This is a genomic window from Candidatus Latescibacterota bacterium (genome assembly GCA_020633725.1).
In the GTDB taxonomy this organism is placed as follows: Bacteria; Krumholzibacteriota; Krumholzibacteriia; order JACNKJ01; family JACNKJ01; genus VGXI01.
Map to the genome: position 1 here is coordinate 160,322 of JACKDC010000002.1, position 17,503 is coordinate 177,824.

Annotated in this window: 15 protein-coding genes; 9 read left to right on the top strand and 6 right to left on the bottom strand. The window is 71.8% G+C overall.

Annotated elements, in window-relative coordinates; translation table 11 throughout:
- Nucleotides 1-35 precede the first annotated feature (35 nt).
- From H6693_05200 to H6693_05215, 4 genes are all read right to left on the bottom strand, one after another.
- Complete coding sequence (locus H6693_05200; protein ID MCB9515567.1) at nucleotides 36-1,427, bottom strand: DUF4397 domain-containing protein; 1,392 nt, start codon at nucleotides 1,425-1,427, stop codon at nucleotides 36-38.
- A 19-nt stretch (nucleotides 1,428-1,446) separates the two neighbouring features.
- Nucleotides 1,447-1,995 carry a fasciclin domain-containing protein gene (locus H6693_05205; protein ID MCB9515568.1) on the bottom strand — a complete coding sequence of 183 codons (549 nt, stop codon included), beginning with the start codon at nucleotides 1,993-1,995 and terminating at the stop codon, nucleotides 1,447-1,449.
- Between the two features lie 152 nt (nucleotides 1,996-2,147).
- Complete coding sequence (locus H6693_05210) at nucleotides 2,148-3,602, bottom strand: SDR family oxidoreductase (protein MCB9515569.1); 1,455 nt, start codon at nucleotides 3,600-3,602, stop codon at nucleotides 2,148-2,150.
- Nucleotides 3,603-3,606: 4 nt separating this feature from the next.
- On the bottom strand, nucleotides 3,607-4,539 hold the full coding sequence (locus H6693_05215) for a MerR family transcriptional regulator (GenBank protein MCB9515570.1): 933 nt from the start codon (nucleotides 4,537-4,539) through the stop codon (nucleotides 3,607-3,609).
- A 172-nt stretch (nucleotides 4,540-4,711) separates the two neighbouring features.
- On the opposite strand from H6693_05215, the gene H6693_05220 reads away from it, so the two are divergent.
- Nucleotides 4,712-4,936 carry a DUF378 domain-containing protein gene (locus H6693_05220; GenBank protein MCB9515571.1) on the top strand — a complete coding sequence of 75 codons (225 nt, stop codon included), beginning with the start codon at nucleotides 4,712-4,714 and terminating at the stop codon, nucleotides 4,934-4,936.
- Between the two features lie 219 nt (nucleotides 4,937-5,155).
- Entirely contained in the window at nucleotides 5,156-5,344 is a 189-nt protein-coding gene (locus H6693_05225) for a hypothetical protein (protein ID MCB9515572.1), read from the top strand.
- Nucleotides 5,345-5,410: 66 nt separating this feature from the next.
- Here the strand turns inward: H6693_05225 and H6693_05230 are convergent, their stop codons facing one another.
- On the bottom strand, nucleotides 5,411-6,199 hold the full coding sequence (locus H6693_05230) for a CPBP family intramembrane metalloprotease (GenBank protein MCB9515573.1): 789 nt from the start codon (nucleotides 6,197-6,199) through the stop codon (nucleotides 5,411-5,413).
- Nucleotides 6,200-6,329: 130 nt separating this feature from the next.
- Here H6693_05230 and H6693_05235 point away from each other — a divergent pair, with 130 nt between their 5' ends.
- Complete coding sequence (locus tag H6693_05235) at nucleotides 6,330-7,208, top strand: prohibitin family protein (protein MCB9515574.1); 879 nt, start codon at nucleotides 6,330-6,332, stop codon at nucleotides 7,206-7,208.
- 1 nt (nucleotide 7,209) lies between these two features.
- Nucleotides 7,210-8,790 carry an NAD(P)H-hydrate dehydratase gene (locus H6693_05240; GenBank protein MCB9515575.1) on the top strand — a complete coding sequence of 527 codons (1,581 nt, stop codon included), beginning with the start codon at nucleotides 7,210-7,212 and terminating at the stop codon, nucleotides 8,788-8,790.
- On the opposite strand, the gene H6693_05245 is transcribed toward H6693_05240, so the two are convergent.
- A complete protein-coding gene (locus H6693_05245; protein ID MCB9515576.1) occupies nucleotides 8,723-9,823 on the bottom strand; it encodes a M20/M25/M40 family metallo-hydrolase in 1,101 nt (366 codons plus the stop codon). The two genes, H6693_05240 and H6693_05245, sit on opposite strands and share 68 nt — an antisense overlap.
- Nucleotides 9,824-9,825: 2 nt before the next feature.
- Here H6693_05245 and tsaD point away from each other — a divergent pair, with 2 nt between their 5' ends.
- The 5 genes from tsaD (at nucleotide 9,826) to priA (ending at nucleotide 17,425) form a co-directional block, all read left to right on the top strand.
- Entirely contained in the window at nucleotides 9,826-10,836 is a 1,011-nt protein-coding gene (gene tsaD / locus H6693_05250; GenBank protein ID MCB9515577.1) for a tRNA (adenosine(37)-N6)-threonylcarbamoyltransferase complex transferase subunit TsaD, read from the top strand.
- A 260-nt stretch (nucleotides 10,837-11,096) separates the two neighbouring features.
- Nucleotides 11,097-12,095 carry a response regulator gene (locus H6693_05255; protein MCB9515578.1) on the top strand — a complete coding sequence of 333 codons (999 nt, stop codon included), beginning with the start codon at nucleotides 11,097-11,099 and terminating at the stop codon, nucleotides 12,093-12,095.
- A gap of 21 nt (nucleotides 12,096-12,116) precedes the next feature.
- Complete coding sequence (locus H6693_05260; GenBank protein ID MCB9515579.1) at nucleotides 12,117-14,771, top strand: HD domain-containing protein; 2,655 nt, start codon at nucleotides 12,117-12,119, stop codon at nucleotides 14,769-14,771.
- Nucleotides 14,692-15,204 (top strand): response regulator, encoded by a 513-nt coding sequence (locus H6693_05265; GenBank protein ID MCB9515580.1) that lies wholly within the window; start codon nucleotides 14,692-14,694, stop codon nucleotides 15,202-15,204. Before H6693_05260 ends, H6693_05265 begins: the two co-directional genes overlap by 80 nt.
- Before the next feature lie 148 nt (nucleotides 15,205-15,352).
- Complete coding sequence (gene priA, locus H6693_05270; GenBank protein ID MCB9515581.1) at nucleotides 15,353-17,425, top strand: primosomal protein N'; 2,073 nt, start codon at nucleotides 15,353-15,355, stop codon at nucleotides 17,423-17,425.
- Nucleotides 17,426-17,503: the final 78 nt, after the last annotated feature.

The following is a 17,503-nucleotide window of genomic DNA, read 5'->3' on the forward strand; positions in this document are numbered from 1 at the left end:
AAGCGGGGCCTTGCTGCGTCTACGGCTAACGGGTGCTAGTTCGCGGGCACGTCGTTCACGGTCCAGGGGCCGACCGCCGAATCCACCATCAGCAGGCGGAAGGGTCGCTCGGTGTCGCCCAGCAGGCCCGCCGCCACCGCGAAGTAGCGGCCGCCGCTGCGCGCATCCAGGTCGAAGGTGGCCACCGGATCGGTCTCGCCCGTCGCGGCCACGCCCAGCGTCACCGGACCCGAGCCCAGCGCCACGCCGGTTGCCGCCGAGGACTCCCCGAAGGCCAGATCCGACAGCTCGGGCACGGCGCTGAAGCCGCCCGCCACCACGCCGACGTCCACGCTGGGCGCGCCGGGGCTGGCGTGCAGCACGCGTACGCGCACGTCGCCTCCCATGTCGAAGCCCTCCGCCAGCGGCAGCAGGGTGAAGCTGGCGTCACTAAGAAGACCGCTGGCCACCGCGAGGTAGCGCTCGCCGGCGGCGAGGGTCGGCGTGGTGGCGCTTGCCGCAACGTCCGACGTGCCCGTCGCGCTGAAGGCCAGCGTGTAGGCGTCGGGCGGCAGCTGCAGCGGCGCGGAGAGCTCGCCGAAGTCGAGGTTCGCGATCACGACGGCGCCGCCCGCCCAGATGTCCACGGCCGGGGCGTCGGCGCCCGCGTGCAGCGCGTAGACCGTGGGGTTCTGACGCACGAGGCCGATGCCGCCGCTCGCGTCCGCCGCGAGGAGGGCGAAGCCCTTCTCATCGCGGGGCAGATCGCCGAGCAGACCCGTGGCGATGAGGAAGTACTCGCCGCCGTCGGCCAGGGCGGGCGCGGTGAAGGCCGTTACCCGCGCGAGGGGACTGCCGGCCCAGACGCCCACCTGCAGGCTCTGCCCGGCCGGCAGCGCCACGCCGTCGGCGCCGGTGTCGGCGAAGCGCGCGAAATCGGTGACCTCGGCGCTGCCGTCATTGTTCACATCGAGAGCCACGGTGGGAGCGTCCGCGCCCGCGTGGACGATGCGAACGCGCGCCATGCCGGCTGCGGGATCCGCGAAGTCCTCGCCCAGGGCCAGCACGCGGAAGGCGTCGGCGCTGTCGGAGGACCCGTAGAGCCCCGCGGCCACGGCCGTGACGCTTGCGCCCTCGATCAGGGTCAGCGGACCGGTCTCGTAGAGCACCGCGCCGCTCGAACCGCTCCCCGCCGCGCGGATCTGCACGTTCACCGTGCCCGGATCCACGTCCAGGTAGGCGCTCACATCGCCGTAGGCCACGTTGCTGAGGAGCGGCGTGCTCACACCCTCGGCGTAGACGTCCACCGCCGGCGCGTCCGGCGAGGCGTGGACCACCCGCAGGCGCGTGGTCTCGGTGGACATCCCCATGGGATTGCTGTCGTCGTCGCTGCAGCCCGCCAGCGCCACGATGAGCAGCGGCAGGAGCAGCGCGAGTCGCTTCTTCATCGTAATCACAGGAGTCTCCTTAGTTGGGCAGCATCACGCTGTCGATGACGTGGATGACGCCGTTGCTGGCCATGACGTCGGTGGCGGTCACCTTTGCGCCGGCGACCGTCACGCCGTCCTTCGCGCTGATGGCGAGGCTCTTGCCGCTGGCGGTCTCGGCGCTCTTCAGCTTCACTACCTGCGCGGCGGTCACCTTGCCGGGGACCACGTGGTAGAGCAGGACCTCGCGCAGCGCCTCGGGGTCGGCGAGCAGTTTGTCGAGGGCGCCCTTGGGCAGCTTGGCGAAGGCCTCGTCGGTGGGGGCGAAGACGGTGAAGGGACCCTCACCGGCGAGCACGTCGGTCAGGCCGGCGGCCTCGACGGCGGTGGCGAGGGTGCTGAAGCCGGCCGCCTGGGCCGTCTCGAGGATCGAGGCGGGCGTGGCGGCGTCGGCCTTCAGGGCGTGGGTCTTGGCATGTCCGTGATCCGTGCTCGCGGTCACGCCGCAGCTGCCGCAGTGCGCCGATGCCGGCGTGCCGAAAGCGGCCAGGGACAGGGCGGCGAGGGCGGCAAGGGTGATCTGCTTCATGGTTCGTGCTCCTTGGCGGAGGGTAGGAGGCCGGGGCTTCCACCCCGGCGCGATCACTTGCTCTGAACGCAACATGAGTAGTATCGGTAATCGTTCAGTGATTGTCAAGGTTATATCTGTACAAATACGTACAGCATGGAAGGGGGCCGGACCTAGGCCTCGGCCCGCCGGGCGATGGCGGCGACCATCCCGCGAAACACGGGCCCGTGGAAGGGGGTCACGGCCCACCAGTAGAGCAGACCGAGGAGGCCGCGGGGCTTGAAGCGCGCCTGCTGCCGCAGCACGCAGGTGCCCGGGGTGGGGCCGTCCTCGAGGTGGAACTCCAGGCTGGCCTCTCCCGGCAGACGCATCTCGGCGCGCAGGGCGACGCTCCGGCCCGGCTCGAGTCCCGTGACGCGCCAGAAATCCAGGACGTCGCCGTAGGCCAGCCGGTCCGGGTGACGGCGCCCGCGACTGAGCCCGGGCCCGCCCAGGAGCCGGTCCAGCAGGCCCCGCACGCGCCAGAGCCACTGCGCGGCATACCAGCCGCCAGGGCCGCCGATGCGGGTGATCACCGCATAGACCGCCTCGGGCGAGGCCTGCACGAGGCGGTCGCGCTCGTCCAGGTAGACGGTGCCGCCGGTCCAGTCCGGGTCACCGGGCAGCGGCCCCGCGTCGAGCCAGCTCGTCTCGGGGTCGCCGCCCTCGCTCTTGCCCAGAGCGGCGCGGATGGCCTCGTCGACGGTGAGCAGCGGAGCAGGCATCAGCTGCTGCGCGCGGTCGTCGCGGCACACCACGCGGTTGCGGAGTCCCTCGGCCAGCGGGCGGGCGATGCGGTGGTCGGCGGGCGTCACGAGATGGATCCACAGGGAGCTCAGACGCGGCGTGAGCACCGGCACGGGCAGGATCAGCCGGCGAGGCAGGCCGCGCGCCGCCGCCATGAGGCGCATGGTCTCGCGGTAGCTGAGGACGTCCGGTCCGCCGATGTCCAGGGTCTGGCCCCGCGTGGCCGGCGTGTCGAGGCAGGCGACGAGGTAGTGCAGGGCGTCGCGCACCGCGATGGGCTGCGCGTCGGTGGTGACCCAGCGCGGCGTGATCATCACCGGCAGGCGCTCTACCAGGTAGCGCAGGATCTCGAAGGAGGCGGAGCCGGAGCCGATGATCATCGCCGCGCGCAGCACGGTCACCGGCACGGGTCCGCTCGCGAGGGCGTCGGCCACCTCGTGGCGCGAGTTGAGATGGCGCGAGAGGCCGGGGCCCGTCTCGCCCAGTCCGCCGAGGTAGACGATCTGCGCCAGCCCTGCGCGCGCCGCCGCCGCGCCGAAGGCGTGCGCGAGTTCGCGGTCGCGCTGCTGGTAGTCCTCGCCGGCCGCGACCATGGAGTGGATCAGGTAGTAGGCGGCCGAACATCCGCGCAGGGCGCGGTCGAGGGATGCCGCATCGCCCGCATCGCCGCGCACGAGTTCCAGCGCGGGATGGCCGGTCCAGTCGCGGCCCTCGAGCTTGCCGGGATCGCGGACGAGGCAGCGCACGCGCCGGCCCGTCGCCAGCAGGCGCGGCACGAGGCGTCCGCCGATGTAGCCGGTGGCGCCGGTGACGAGCACCGTGTCCTTGTCGACCGCGCGCATGCCGCTAGCGGGCGCCGTCGAGCTGCTCGCCGAACTCCAGCAGGCTGGCCGTGAAGTGGATGCCGAGTTCGTCCAGCAGGCCGCGCTGCGTGCGCGCGGCCTCGCCGCCGGCAAAGAGCTCGACGCCCTCGCCCGCCAGCTCCCGCAGCCAGCGCAGTTCGCGCTGGAGCAGGGCGGCGTCGTCGGCAAAGACCGCGCTGATGGCCACCGCCCGCGCCTGCCGCGCGTGGACGGCGGCGGCGATCTCCGCGGCGGGCAGGTCGGGCCCCAGGTAGGTGACGTCCCAGCCCCGCTCGGCCGCCACCGAGGCGGCCAGCAGCGCGCCGAGTTCGTGTCGCGAGCCCGGGAGCGTCGCGGCCAGCAGGCGCGGCGCCTGCGCGGAGCCCGGACGCTTCTGCTGCATCGCATAGAGGAAGGCGTGGATCACTGATGAGGCCATGTGCTCGTGCACGATGCGCAGCCCGCCAGTGTGCCAGGCGTCGCCGATGTGCTTCATCAAGGGCAGGACCAGGGCCTCGCGCAGCCGCACGGGACTCAGGGCGACGGTGCCCTCGCCGAGCACGCCCTCGAGCGCGCGCCGGTCGAGGGCCTCCACGGCGCCGAGCGCGCGGGCGAGCAGGTCGCGGGCGTCCGCGTCGACCGGGGCTGGTGACGGGGAGCGGCGCTGCGTATCCTCGAGGCGCGCGGTCCGGTCCTGCTGGTCCAGGTCCCGCAGCCGGTCCAGGTCGAAGGCGGCGACGTCGCTGATGCGGCGGCCCGCGTCCACCAGCCGCTTGAGCAGCTGCAGCTTCTCGATGTCCGCGTCGCTGTACAGGCGCCGTCCGCTCTCGCTCCGCCACGGGCTGACGGCCCGGTAGCGCCGCTCCCAGGCGCGCAAGAGCTCTGGAGTCAATCGCGTACGGCTGGTGACCACCCCCATGGGGTGCCGTGCCTCCATGGCTTTCTCCTCGGACATGACCGCAGCCTAGCGATCTGGACAAGTCAGCGCAAGCGCGGAAGGGGGCTTGCGCTCGTTGGATTGTTCATGTATTGTACTGGACAAGACGCGAACAGTCAAGACGGCAAGCGACGGTCCGCGTCGGATCGTCTCAACCTCCAAGGAGTCAGCCATGAAGAAGATCGATGTCCTCGCCACCGCCCTTCTCATCGTGGGCGGCCTCAACTGGGGCCTGGTGGGCCTCTTCCAGTTCGACCTCGTCGCGGCGCTCTTCGGCGGCAGCTCCGCCGCGCTGGCGCGGATCGTCTACGCGCTGGTCGGCCTCGCCGCCGTCTACCAGGCCGCGAGCGTGCGCGCGATCCAGCGCCGCTGGCACGTCGCGACCGCGCACGCCTAGGCACGGACACGCCTACGGCACCTGGCAGGGGTGCTCGCCCCCGGCGGCTCTCCGAGCGCCGGGGGCACTTTTGAGCCCCAGCGGTGTTGCACCGGGCGGCTTGACTTTCTGGCGATAGTGGATAAATTCCGGTCTAGTCCCCCGGTGGACCAACCACGGCGTTAATCGACCCCTCGGTGTGAAAGGGAGGTGGAGGCTCGAACCCCTCGGGCCTGTGACATGGAGCATTTTCCCAAGTGTCTGAATTGCGAGAACGGCCAGCTGCTGCCGCTGTCGGACTACGGCCGTGACGGCGCGACCATCCAGTACAAGGCCTGGGTCTGCAACAATCCGGGCTGCGGCTTCAACATCAGGATCGACAACGGCGAGGTCAGCCTGGGACGTCCCCTGACGACGTCCACCAAGTAGGCGGCACCACACCGCGCCAGCATCCGGCCTCCGCCACGGCGGGGGCCTTTTTCGTGGGAGCCGGTGTCAGACCCGCGCGTGCAGCCAGAGGCGGCTGAAGAAGGCGAAGAGCGCGGCGCTGAGTACGAACCAGAGCAGCGAGGCGTGGGTGAAGGGCGAGTCGAGCAGCTGATCCAGCTCGCCCGTGCTCTGCTTGAGCACCACCATGTTGGCCAGGTTCCACACGGCGTGGGCGATGATCGGGTAGGTCAGGTTGCCCAGCAGCAGGGCGAGCACGCCGAAGAACACGCCCAGCAGCGTGACCCCCGGAATCGAGTAGAGCGGGTGCACCGCGCCGAAGAGCACGGCCACCAGCAGCACGGCCACCACCGGGTGACCGTGCCTGAGCAGCAATCGCTGCAGCACGCCGCGGAAGATCAGTTCCTCGGCGAAGGGCACGGCCACCGCCAGCGCCAGCACCACTCCCACCCAGGCCGACCAGCTGTCGGGGCGAAGCTGCTCGACGAAGCTCAGGTAGCTGGGATCGGGCGGGTAGCGCCGCGCCATGGCCGCCGTGATGATCTCCAGCGCGGGGATCAGGCTCAGCGTGGCGCCGGCCACCGCCAGCGACGCCCCCAGCGCCGGCCGCTCGAGCTGGAACTGCGCGCGGAAGGGGATGCCCAGACTTCGCGTCAGCGTGAAGAGCGGCACGAAGACGCCCAGCCCCGCGCTCAGCCCGATCCCCACGGCGATCCACCACGGTCCCCGGTTGTAGAAGGGCACCTGGATCAGCTCGTAGAGGATGAAGCAGAGCGCGACCACCAGCACGATGGCCCACGGGCGCAGACGGGCGCCAAGCCGGTCGGGATGCAGCATGCGCGCAGTATAGAGGTGGCTCGCGGCCACCGCAAGCGACGCGCCGCGACCCTCTTGCGTTGACAGCCCCCCGAGGCCGGGCGACACTCGCCGCGATTCGACTCCGCCGACCATCTGCCGGGAGGGATTCATGGCCGTCATCGTGTTCGCCGTGCTCGTGATCGCGGGCATCGTTCTGCTCTTCAACGCGCCCATGCAGCGCGACACGGGCCGCCGGCCCGGCCGCATCGCGGGCGTGGTGCTCGCGTTGGTGGGCCTGGGCGGCGTGCTGTCGCAGAGCATCGTCTCGGTGCCGGCCGGCTACGTGGGCCTCAAGGACTTCTTCGGCAAGATCAGCGACGCGACCCTCGCCCCGGGCATCCACGTGGTGAACCCGCTGCTGGTCATCCGCAACATGGACGTGCGCACCCAGGAGATCACCGAGACGGCCAACGTGCCCAGCAAGGAGGGCATGAACGTCAGCCTGGACATCTCGGTGCTCTACAGCCTGCACAGCGAGCAGGCCGCCGACATCTACCGCACGATCGGCCGGGACTACTCGAAGATCTTCGTGATCCCCACGCTGCGCTCGGAGGTGCGCGGCGCCACCACGGCCTACGAGGCCAAGGCGCTCTACACGAGCCAGCGGCAGGCCATCGCGCAGACGATCTACGACAACCTCAAGCCGATCTTCGCCGACCGCGGCATCACGCTCGAGCAGGTGCTGCTGCGCAGCGTGACGCTGCCCAACCAGCTCGCCCAGGCGATCGAGGACAAGCTCAAGGCCGAGCAGGAGGCCGAGCGGATGCGCTTCGTGCTCGACCGGGAACGCCAGGAGGCCGAGCGCAAGAAGATCGAGGCCCAGGGCATCGCGGACTTCCAGACCATCGTGAGCGAGGGCATCAACCAGAATCTGCTGCGCTGGAAGGGCATCGAGGCCACGCAGAAGCTGGCGGAGAGCGCGAACGCCAAGGTCGTGATCGTGGGGGGCCAGGACGGCCTGCCGCTGATCCTCAACACCAAGGACTAGGATGAGGCTCGTCAGCAGCGCGCAGATGCGCGAGATCGACCGCGTCACCATCGAGGGCGGTCTCGTGCCCGCGGACGTGCTGATGGCGCGCGCGGGCGAGGGCGTCTTCCGCCTGCTCATGGACTGGGAGGGCTGGGGCGGCAGCGTCGCCGGCCGGCGCGTGCTCGTCGCCTGCGGGAAGGGCAACAACGGCGGCGACGGCTTCGTGGTCGCGCGGCACCTCATGCAGGCCGGCGCCAAGGTGAGCGTCTTCGTGCTCGCCGGCGACCTGAACCTGTCGAGCGCGGCCAAGCAGGCGCTGCACCAGCTCATTCCGCTGCACCCGGATCTGCGCAAGTTCTCCGATGCGGGCGCCATGGACGCCTTCCGCGCCGAGCTGGCCCGCTGCGAACTGGTGGTGGACGCCCTCTTCGGCACCGGCCTCAACGCGCCGCTTCGCGATTCCGCCGTCGACGTGGTGCGCGCGCTCAACGGCAGCGGCGCGCCGATCGTCAGCATCGACGTCCCCAGCGGGCTCTCCGGCGATCTCGATCAGCCCGCCGGCGACTGCGTGCGCGCCACGGTGACGGCCACGATCGGCCTGCCCAAGATCGGCCTGTACTACTACCCCGGCCGCGCGTCCGCCGGCGACGTGCGGGTGGTGGACATCGGTTTCCCCGCGTCGGTGATCGAGGCGCAGGGCGGCTGTCGTCGCCTCGTGGACCGCGCCGCGGCGGCCCGCGTGCTGCCCGCGCGCGATCCGCGCAGCCACAAGTACCGCCGCGGCTCCGTGCTGCTCGTGGCCGGCAGCCGGCACTACGCGGGGGCCGCCCTGCTCGCGGCGGGCGGCGCGCTGCGCGGTGGCGCGGGGATGGTCTACGTGGCCGTGCCGGCCTCGCTCGCGCCGCTGGTGCAGACGCGCTGGCCGTCGGCCATCACGCTGAGTCTGCCCGAGGACGAGGAGGGCCGCCTCGACGGCCGCGCCCTCGCGCCGCTGCAGGAAGCCGCCGCGCGCGTGCAGGCCGTGGCCCTTGGCCCCGGGCTCGACCGCGCGCCCGCCACCCAGGCGATGCTGCGCGACTGGCTGGAGCGTCTGGATCGGCCGGCCGTGGTGGACGCCGACGCGCTCGCGCCCTTTGCCGGCGACTACGCCCGTCTGGGCGAGCAGCCCGCGATGCGCGTCCTCACACCGCACTCCGGCGAGCTGGCCATGCTGCTGGGCACCAGCGCCGCCGAACTCGACGCCCACCGCGAGGAGCAGCTCCTCGGCGCGCGGCACGACCGCGTCGTCCTGCTGCACAAGGGGGCGCCCACGGAGATCGCCGAGCCCTCGGGCCTGCTCTACACCGTGGCGGGCGGCCATCCCGCGATGGCGCGGGGGGGCACGGGGGACGTCCTCACCGGCCTGCTGGGCGCGGTGCTCGCGCAGGATCCCGAGCGGCCGGGCGAGATGGCGCGGCTGGCCGCCTGGCTGCACGCCGAGGCGGGACGTCTGGCGGCGGCCGAGTGGGGGCGTGGGCTCAGCTCCGAGGACCTCATCGCGGCGCTGGGTCCGGCGTGGCGGGAGCTGGCGGCGGCGGCCACGGGTCCGTCGCCACGCTGAGAACGAGCCGCGCGCAGGCGTTCAGCATCACCGGATCGAGCAGCTCGGGCAGGTCGCCCGCGCCCTGGTCGCGAAACCGGTAGACCCCCGACAGCTCGCTCAGGCTCACCGCCGCCAGCCCGCGCGCGAGAAAGGGCCCGTGGTCGCTCTTGGCGATGCGATCCTGCGGGTGGAGCCGCCAGCCCAGGATCTCCGGCGCGCCGCGGCGGCCGAGCTCGCGGATGTGATCGAGGAAGGTGAGCCCGGGGCCGCGGCTGAAGAGCTGCAGCGCGCGCGGCGCCTGTCGCGTGGCGCCCACCTGGTCCACGTTGAGCACCCAGCCCAGGCTGCCCGGTCCCGCCAGCGGCAGCGTCGCCCACTGGGACGCGCCCCGCTGGCCCATCTCCTCGGCGGCGCTGAAGAGGAAGACCACGTTGCGCGCGTTGTCGTCGGGGCTGAGCAGGCGCATGACCTCGAGCAGCACGGCCACGCCGGTGGCGTTGTCGTCGGCGCCCGGGGCCGGGCTCTCGGGGTCCTCGAGGCTCGACGCCTCGTGCCCCCAGCCCTCGTTCACGGTGTCGTAGTGGGCGATGAGCAGCAGCCAGGGCTTGCGCAGATCGCGGCCGGGGTGCAGCGCGTAGAGGTTCACCTGCTCCGTGTCGACGGTGCCCACCTGTAGCGGAAAGCGCTGCTCACGGGGCTCGAGCCCGCGCGCCGCGATGGCCGCGCGCAGCCAGTCCAGCACGGCGGGGGTCTCGGCGCTCGCCGCGAAGCGCGTGGGGAAGGCGGCGAGCGCGCGGACGTCGGCCATGATGCGGGCGGAGTCCGGCTCGGCCAGCGCGGGCGCGGCGTCCAGGCGCCGCGGCACGAAACGCGCCGGCGTGATCAGGAGCAGCAGCAGGGCGCCGCCGGCGAGCAGGAGCAGCGTGCGGATGGGAACCTCCCGGGTCGGGGCGGCCGCCTTGCGGGCGGCGCGGGGCGATCCTATACTCGGCTGACGCCCGCGACAAGCGCGGGCTGTGGGACGCCCGCGACAAGCGCGGGCTGGAGGCAAGCGTGATCATCCTCGGCATCGAGACGAGCTGCGACGACAGCGCGGTGGGCATCTACTGCAGCGAGCGGAAGGTGCTGGCCAGCGTGCTCGCCACGCAGCTGGAGCACCGCGCCACGGGTGGCATCGTACCCGAGGTGGCCAGCCGCGCGCACCTGCGCAACCTGCCGCCGGTGCTGCGCGCCGCGCTCGAGGACGCGCAGCTGGGCCCCGCGGACGTGGACGCGATCGCCGTCACCCGCGGGCCGGGGCTGCTGGGCTCGCTGCTGGTGGGGCTTGCCTTCGCGCGCTCGCTGGGCGAGTCCTGGGGGCGGCCGGTGCTGGGGGTGCACCACATCGAGGCGCATCTGCTCGCGAATCGGCTCGAGCGCGAGATGGTCTTTCCGTCCATCGCGCTGGTGGTCTCCGGCGGGCACAGCCAGCTGATCCTCATGCGCGCCGCCGGCGACTACGCGCTGCTGGCGACCACGCGCGACGACGCCGCCGGCGAGGCCTTCGACAAGGCCGCCAAGGTGGCGGGCCTGGGCTTTCCCGGCGGTCCCGTGATCGAGCGGCTGGGGGCGACGGGCGACCCGCGCGGCTTCGCCTTTCCCGTGGCGCGCCTGAGCAACGGCGGCCTGGACTTCAGCTTCTCGGGACTCAAGACGGCCGCGCGACTGGCCTGGGAGGAGGAGGGTCCGCTCGAGGGACAGCGGCTGGCCGACTACTGCGCATCACTTCAGGATGCGATCATTCGGCAGCTGCTCGACCGGCTGGGACGCAGCCTCCAGGGACGCGACGTCCGCGCCTGCTACCTCGCCGGCGGCGTCGCGGCCAATCGCACCTTGCTCGCCGCGACGACGGCAATGCTCGCCCCACTGGGCATTCCTGTCCACGCGCCGAGCCCTCGCTACTGCACCGACAACGGCGCGATGGTGGCCTGCGCCGGCGCCTGGCGCCTCGCCGACACCGGCGATGCCGGCGGCCTCGCGCCCTTCCCGCGCGGCGTGCTGCGCTCCTGGGGCGCGCCGTCCTGAGTCGTGCCCCGGGGGGCGTCGCGCGTCCTCGCGCTTCCCCGTTCGATCCCGTCCTTCCCGCGCGTTCCCCGCGATGACCGCGCGCGGCGAGGTGTCAACGGTTCGCGACTCTGGAATGAATCCCGCGTCAAGGTCCCCGGCGGGCTGCCGATATCCCCATTGGTCGGGCATGTGGATTGCAATCGCCGGCGCAGGCCGGTGAGCGCACGCATGCTCGAAGGCCGTGGGACACATGCAGCGCGGGAAGGATCCTCATCCAGATGGACAATCCCACCACGATTCTCGTCGTCGAAGATGACGCGGCCATCCGTCGCATCCTCGAGTATCAGTTGCAAAAGGCCGGCTACGATGTGGTGACGGCCGAAGACGGCGAAACGGGCCTCTTTCTCGCGCGCAAGCACGAGCCGGATCTCGTGCTGCTCGATGTCATGTTGCCCCGCCTGGACGGACACGAGGTCTGCCGCCAGATCCGGCAGGACTATCGCATCGCCCAGACGCCGGTGATCATGCTCACCGCCCGCAGCTCCGTGAAGGACCGCGTGGCGGGCCTGGCGCAGGGCGCCAACGACTACCTGATGAAGCCCTACGACCAGGAGGAGATGCTGGTCCGGGTGAAGAACACGCTCACCCTGGCGCGCAAGCAGCGCGAGGCGAACCCGCTGACCGGCCTGCCGGGCAACCGCGCCATCGAGGCCGAGCTGAACCGCCGCCTGGCCACGCACGAGGACTTCGCCTTCCTCTACATCGATATCGACAACTTCAAGGGCTACAACGACACCTACGGCTACGCGAAGGGCGACGAGGCCATCCGCATGCTGGCGGGGATCCTCACCGAGGCCATCCACGACACCGGCCACGAGGGCTTCGCGGGGCACGTGGGCGGCGACGACTTCGTCATGGTCGCGCCGATCACCGTGGCCGAGGAGGTCTCCCGCCGCGCGGTGAAGGCCTTCGACCTGCTCAAGGAGCGGCTGTTCCGCCGCGAGGACTGGGAGCGCGGACACCTGAGCGTGCTGGACCGGCAGGGCCAGGAGCTGCGCATTCCGCTGATGAGCCTGACCGTGGCGATCGTCGTGAACGAGGAACAGCGCTACACGCACGTGGGCCAGATCAGCGACGCCGCCTTCGAACTCAAGAAGTACGGGAAGACCTTCCAGGGCAGCACCGTGGTCAAGGAACGCCGCGGCCATGCCGGGGAGGACGAGGAGGACGCCAGGCACGACGAGAGCATCAGCCACGCCGAGCCCGAGTCGGCTTAGCCCGAGACGAGGATCACGCAGTTGCAGGTACCCATCGAGCAGATCACCGAACTGGAGCGCCTGGAGGAGGTCGTGCCGCGCCGCGGACCTTCCCGCCGCGTGCGTCACCTGTTGCACCGCCTGCGCCTGGTCTGGACCGTCTTCTTCGGTCTCGCCACCCTGGCGCTGGCCGCGGGCGCGGTCCTGGGTCCCGCCGACCTGCGCTGGGAGCTCGGCGCTCTGGGCGGCCTCGCCGCGCTCATGCTGCTCTTCCTGATCCGCGAGGAGCGCGCCGCGCGCGCCACCATGGCCCGCGAGCGCTACCTCTGGCTGCGCCTGCGCGATCTCAGCCAGATCTTTGAGGTCGTGCTGGGCGTGCGTTCCCACGACGACGTGCGCAGTCTCGCCGGCCTCGGCCTGCAGGAATCGATGCTGCTGCTGCGCAGCGAGTACGGCGCCCTGATCCTGCAGGACACCGAGGGCGACGATCACGTCACCGTCCTCGGCTACGCGGACCGCAACTACGATCACCGCCCCTGGCTGATCGAGGTGCAGAACATGCTGCGCGGGCTGGCCGTCAACGTGCCGGTCTTCGTGCCCAACGTCTCCGCCGATCCCCACTTCGGCAGCTCGGCGATGCTCGAGAAGGCCGGCATCGGCGCCCTGGCCGCCGTGCGCTTCGGCAACGGCAGCGAGGCCGGCGGCCTGATGGTCGTGGCCAATCCCCGTCCCAGCGAGTTCCGCTACGGCGACGACAAGACCTTCGAGCTGGCCGCGCGCGTGATGACGAGCATCCTTCGCCACGGCCGCAAGCTGGACGAGCTGTCGGAGGTCATCGCCGACCTCAAGCGCGAGGTCGACGAGCTGACCTACGCCAACCAGGCCAAGAGCGAGTTCGCCTCCGTCGCCAGCCACGAGCTCAAGACGCCGCTGACGGCGGTCAAGGCCTCGGTGGACACGCTGCTCGCCAACGTGCGCCGCGGCGACTACGAGGCCCTGGAGGAGTTCCTGCTGGTGATCCGCGAGGAGGCCGACCGCCTCATCGACATGACCGGCAAGATCCTCGAGATCTCCGCCCTGGACTACAGCAACCGCGTCATGGAGCGGCGGCCCGTGCGCCTGCGCCGCGTGGTGGACTCCTGCGCCCAGGCCCTCGAGGTGCACCTGCAGGAGAAGGACATGCACCTGCAGGTGGACGTCCCGCTCGACCTGCCGCCGGTCTTCGCCGACCCGGGCATGGTGCGCCAGGTGCTGATCAACCTGATCGGCAACGCGATCAAGTTCAGCACCAGCGGGCAGAGCGTCACCGTGACCGCGCAGCGCGAGGGCGAGGGCGTCCAGGTGCGCGTGATCGACGAGGGCATCGGCATCCCCGAGGACGAGCAGCCGCACATCTTCGAGCGCTTCTTCCAGGGCAGCCACCAGGGCGACAACCACATCCAGAGCACGGGCCTCGGCCTGGCGATCGTCAAGGAGATCGTCGAGCAGCACCAGGGCCACGTGAGCGTGGAGAGCCGACCCGGCGCCGGCGCGACGTTCTGCTTCGACCTGCCCCTGGCCCGCGACAGCTTCGGGCTGGAGGGCACGCCGCTCGACTTCAAGCAGTCGGGCGAGGTGGAGGAGTTCCTGCGCCTGGCGCTGGACTGGATCAGCCACGTCTCGCGCGCCGACGGCGCCATGCTCTTCATCGGCGGTCCCGAGGAGCTGCAGCTCTACTGGTCCACGGAGGAGTGCGAGAACCTGCTGGAGGTCGCCAAGGTCGCCACGCGGGCCATGAGCGCGGGCTCGGGCATCCTGCTGGCCGGCGAGGGCACGAGCCTCGTGGCCGTGCCGCTCTACTTCCGCGACCAGGTGGCGGGCTGCTTCGTGGCGCGCCGCGAGTCGCCGCCCTTCCCGCTGGAGGACCAGCTCCTGGTGGAGGGGATCGTCGACCGCATCAGCCGCGTGCTCGCCGAGGCGGCCGCACAGCGCGATCCCGGCCGCCAGCTGCGCCGGGCCATGCGCGCCGTGCGCGACCTGCTGCAGAACAGCCAGCGCCGCGTGCCGATGCGCGTGGACCCCAGCCTGCTGGCCTGGGAGCTGGCCGACCGCGCAGGCGCTGACCGCGAGCTGGCGCGGGACGTCCGCCTGGCGACGAACTTCCACGACGTCGCCATGGCGCAGATCGGCCTCGACATCGAGAAGCAGGAGCGCCCGCTGAGCGACACCGAGCAGGAGCGACTGCACGAGCATCCGCGGCAGGCGGCGAGGCTGCTCGAGGACATCCAGGCCATGGAGTCGGTGAGTCAGATCGTGCTGCACCACCACGAGTGGTACGACGGCGCGGGCTATCCCGACGGTCTCGCCGGTTCGGCGATTCCGCTGGGCGCCCGCATCGTGGCGATCATCGACGCCTACTGCTCCATGACCACCCCCCGCAAGTACAAGCCCGTGCACGAGCCGCTGGACGCCGCGCGCGAGCTGGTGCGCTGCTCGGGACGCCAGTTCGATCCGTCGCTGGTGCGGCTCTTCCTCGGCATCCTCGAGGGGCGCAGCTGGCTGGAGCCCGGCGAGTCCGAGGCGCTGCTGATCGAGCTGGAAACCGTGGCGGCCGAGCGCCTGGCGCGCAGCGGGGGAAATGGTCAGCCGGCGCCGACAGCGAGCGCTTCAGTCGCCACGGTACCTGCCGATAACGAGAGCGAGGAGGGGCTCGACTGAGCCCGGGAGCCCCGGCGAGGGGCGCCGCAGTCCATGGAAAGGAGCCACCGTGTTTCAGGGAAAAGTCCTGGTCGTCGATGACGAGGTTTACATCCTGCACATCCTGGACTTCAGCCTGGGAGCCGAGGGATACGAGGTCGTGACGGCCGCCAACGGCGAACAGGCCCTGGATAAGGCCGTGAGCGAGAAGCCCGACCTGATCGTGATGGACGTCATGATGCCCAAGCTCGACGGCTACGAGACCTGCCGGCGGCTCAAGGAGATGCCGGAGACGAAGCACATCCCCGTGCTCCTGCTCACCGCCAAGGGCCGCGACGTGGATCGCAAGAAGGGCTTCGAAGTGGGTGCCGACGACTACATCACCAAGCCGTTCAGCCCCAACAAGCTGATCGGCCGTGTCCAGGAGATCCTGGGCATCTCCACCGGACAGTAGATAACGCCGCGGCGCGCGCGCTTCCCGGCCGCCTTCCCCGCGGGGGAGGGCGGCCTTTCTTCGTTGCGCCGGCCCCCGCCGGGGTGCAAGAAAGGGAAGGGCCGGCGCCCCCTCCCTGGCGGCCGGCGATCCCCAGGAGTGCCGTCCCGTGAGCGAATCCTCCGCGGGCGCGGCGCCGGACCGAGCCCCGCGCTTCGTGGACGTCGCCCTGCCCCTGCCCCTGCACCGCCGCTTCAGCTACTCGCTGCCCGAGGCCATGCCGCAGCCCCAGCCGGGGGCGCGGGTCCGCGTCCCCTTCGGGCCGGGGCAGGAGACGGGCTTCGTGCTGGGGCCGCTCACCCGGGCGCAGCTCGACCCGCCGCTGAGGGCCAACCCGGGCCGGGTGAAGGACGTCCTCGAGCTCCTCGACGACCCCTCCTGGCTGGGCCCCGACCTGCTCGCGCTCGCGCGCTGGCTCGCGGACTACTACGCCGCCAGCCTGGGCGAGGTGCTCCGCGCCATGCTGCCCATCAAGCCCATGAAGCGTCCGCGCCGCGCGCCCGCGCCGCCGGCGGTGGAGCCCGATTCGCCCCTGTCGATGACGGCCGAGCAGCGAGACGCGCTCGCGGCCACCTGCCGGGCCCTCGACGACCGCGTCTTCGCCAGCCAGCTCCTCCACGGCGTCACGGGCAGCGGCAAGACGGAGGTCTACCTGCAGGCCATCGCCCACTGCCTGGCGCAGGGTCGGCAGGCCATCGTGCTGGTGCCCGAGATCAGCCTCACGCCCCAGGCCGCCCGGCGCTTCCGCGCGCGGCTGGGGGACCGGGTGGGCATCTTCCACAGCGGGCTCAGCGCGGGGGAGCGCTTCCTCGTCTGGCAGGGCATCCGCGACGGGGAGATCCAGGTGGTGCTGGGCCCGCGCTCGGCCATCTTCGCGCCCTTTCCCCGCCTGGGCCTGGTCGTGATCGACGAGGAGCACGACGGCTCCTACAAGCAGACCGAGAAGCCGCGCTACCACGCCCGCAGCGTGGCCCTGGTGCGGGCGCGCGACGCCGGCGCCGTGGTGCTGCTGGGCAGCGCGACGCCGTCGCTGGAGAGCCTGCACAACGCGCGGCGGGGCAAGTACCGGCTGCTCGAGCTGCGCGAGCGCGTGGGCGGCGGGCAGCGGCCGCCGCTGGAGGTCGTCCCGCTGGCGGAGGGCGAGGACCTGCTGGCCCCGGCGCTGACCGAGGCCCTCGAGGGCTGCGCCGAGCGCGGCGAGAAGGCCATGCTCCTGCTCAACCGCCGCGGACACAGCCGCCTGCGCCTCTGCCGCGACTGCGGCGAGACGCGCCGCTGCACGCGCTGCGAGATCCCCCTCGTCTACCACTCGCGGCGCGAGCGGCTGATCTGCCACTACTGCGGTCAGGAGCGGCGGCCGGAGCCCGTCTGCGAGGCCTGCGGCGGCCGGCGCTGGGTGCTGCTCGGGGCGGGCACGCAGCAGCTCGAGCTCGAACTGGAGCTGCGCTTCCCGGGCCTGCCGATCCACCGCATGGATCTCGACAGCACCCGCCGGCGCGGCGCCCACGGGGACATCCTCGCGCGCTTCGCCGAGCCGGGGCCGGCCCTGCTGCTGGGGACGCAGATGATCGCCAAGGGCCACCACTTCCCCGAGGTCACCGTCGTGGGGGTGCTCGGGGCCGATCTGGGGCTCTTCCTGCCCGACTTCCGCGCGGCCGAGCGGAGCTGGCAGCTGCTCGAGCAGGTGGCCGGGCGCAGCGGGCGGGGGGAGCGTCCCGGGCGCGTGCTGGTGCAGACCTACTGCCCGGAGCACCCGGTGCTGCGGGCCCTGGCCACGGACACGCTGGACCAGCTGGTGGACCGGGAGCTCGCCGAGCGCCGGAGCCTGGGCTATCCGCCCTTTCAGCGGCTCGTCTCGCTGGTGGTCAGCGCCCCCGAGGAGGACCTGGCCCGCCGGGCCGCCCAGCGCCTGGTGGCCGCCTTCCAGGAGCGCTGGCCGGAGAGCACCGAGCCCAAGCGCCGGGGGCCTGGGCCCGCTCGCGCGGTGGAGCTGCTGGGGCCGGTGGAGGGCTACCCGGCCAAGGTGAAGGAGCGCTACCGGCAGCAGGTGCTCGTGAAGGGGCGTCTGGACGCCGAACAGAAGCTCGCATTCGCCGAGCTCTTCCCCGCGATCGCGCGCAAGCTGGGGCGCAGCGGGGCGCTGGCGCTGGACCTGGACGTCGATCCCGAAAGCCTGCTCTGAGCGCGGCGCGCGCCCCGGCGCAGGCCGCCGCCGGCCCCGGCCTTGACTTTCACCCTTGTGGCCGTTAGCTTTGCGTCC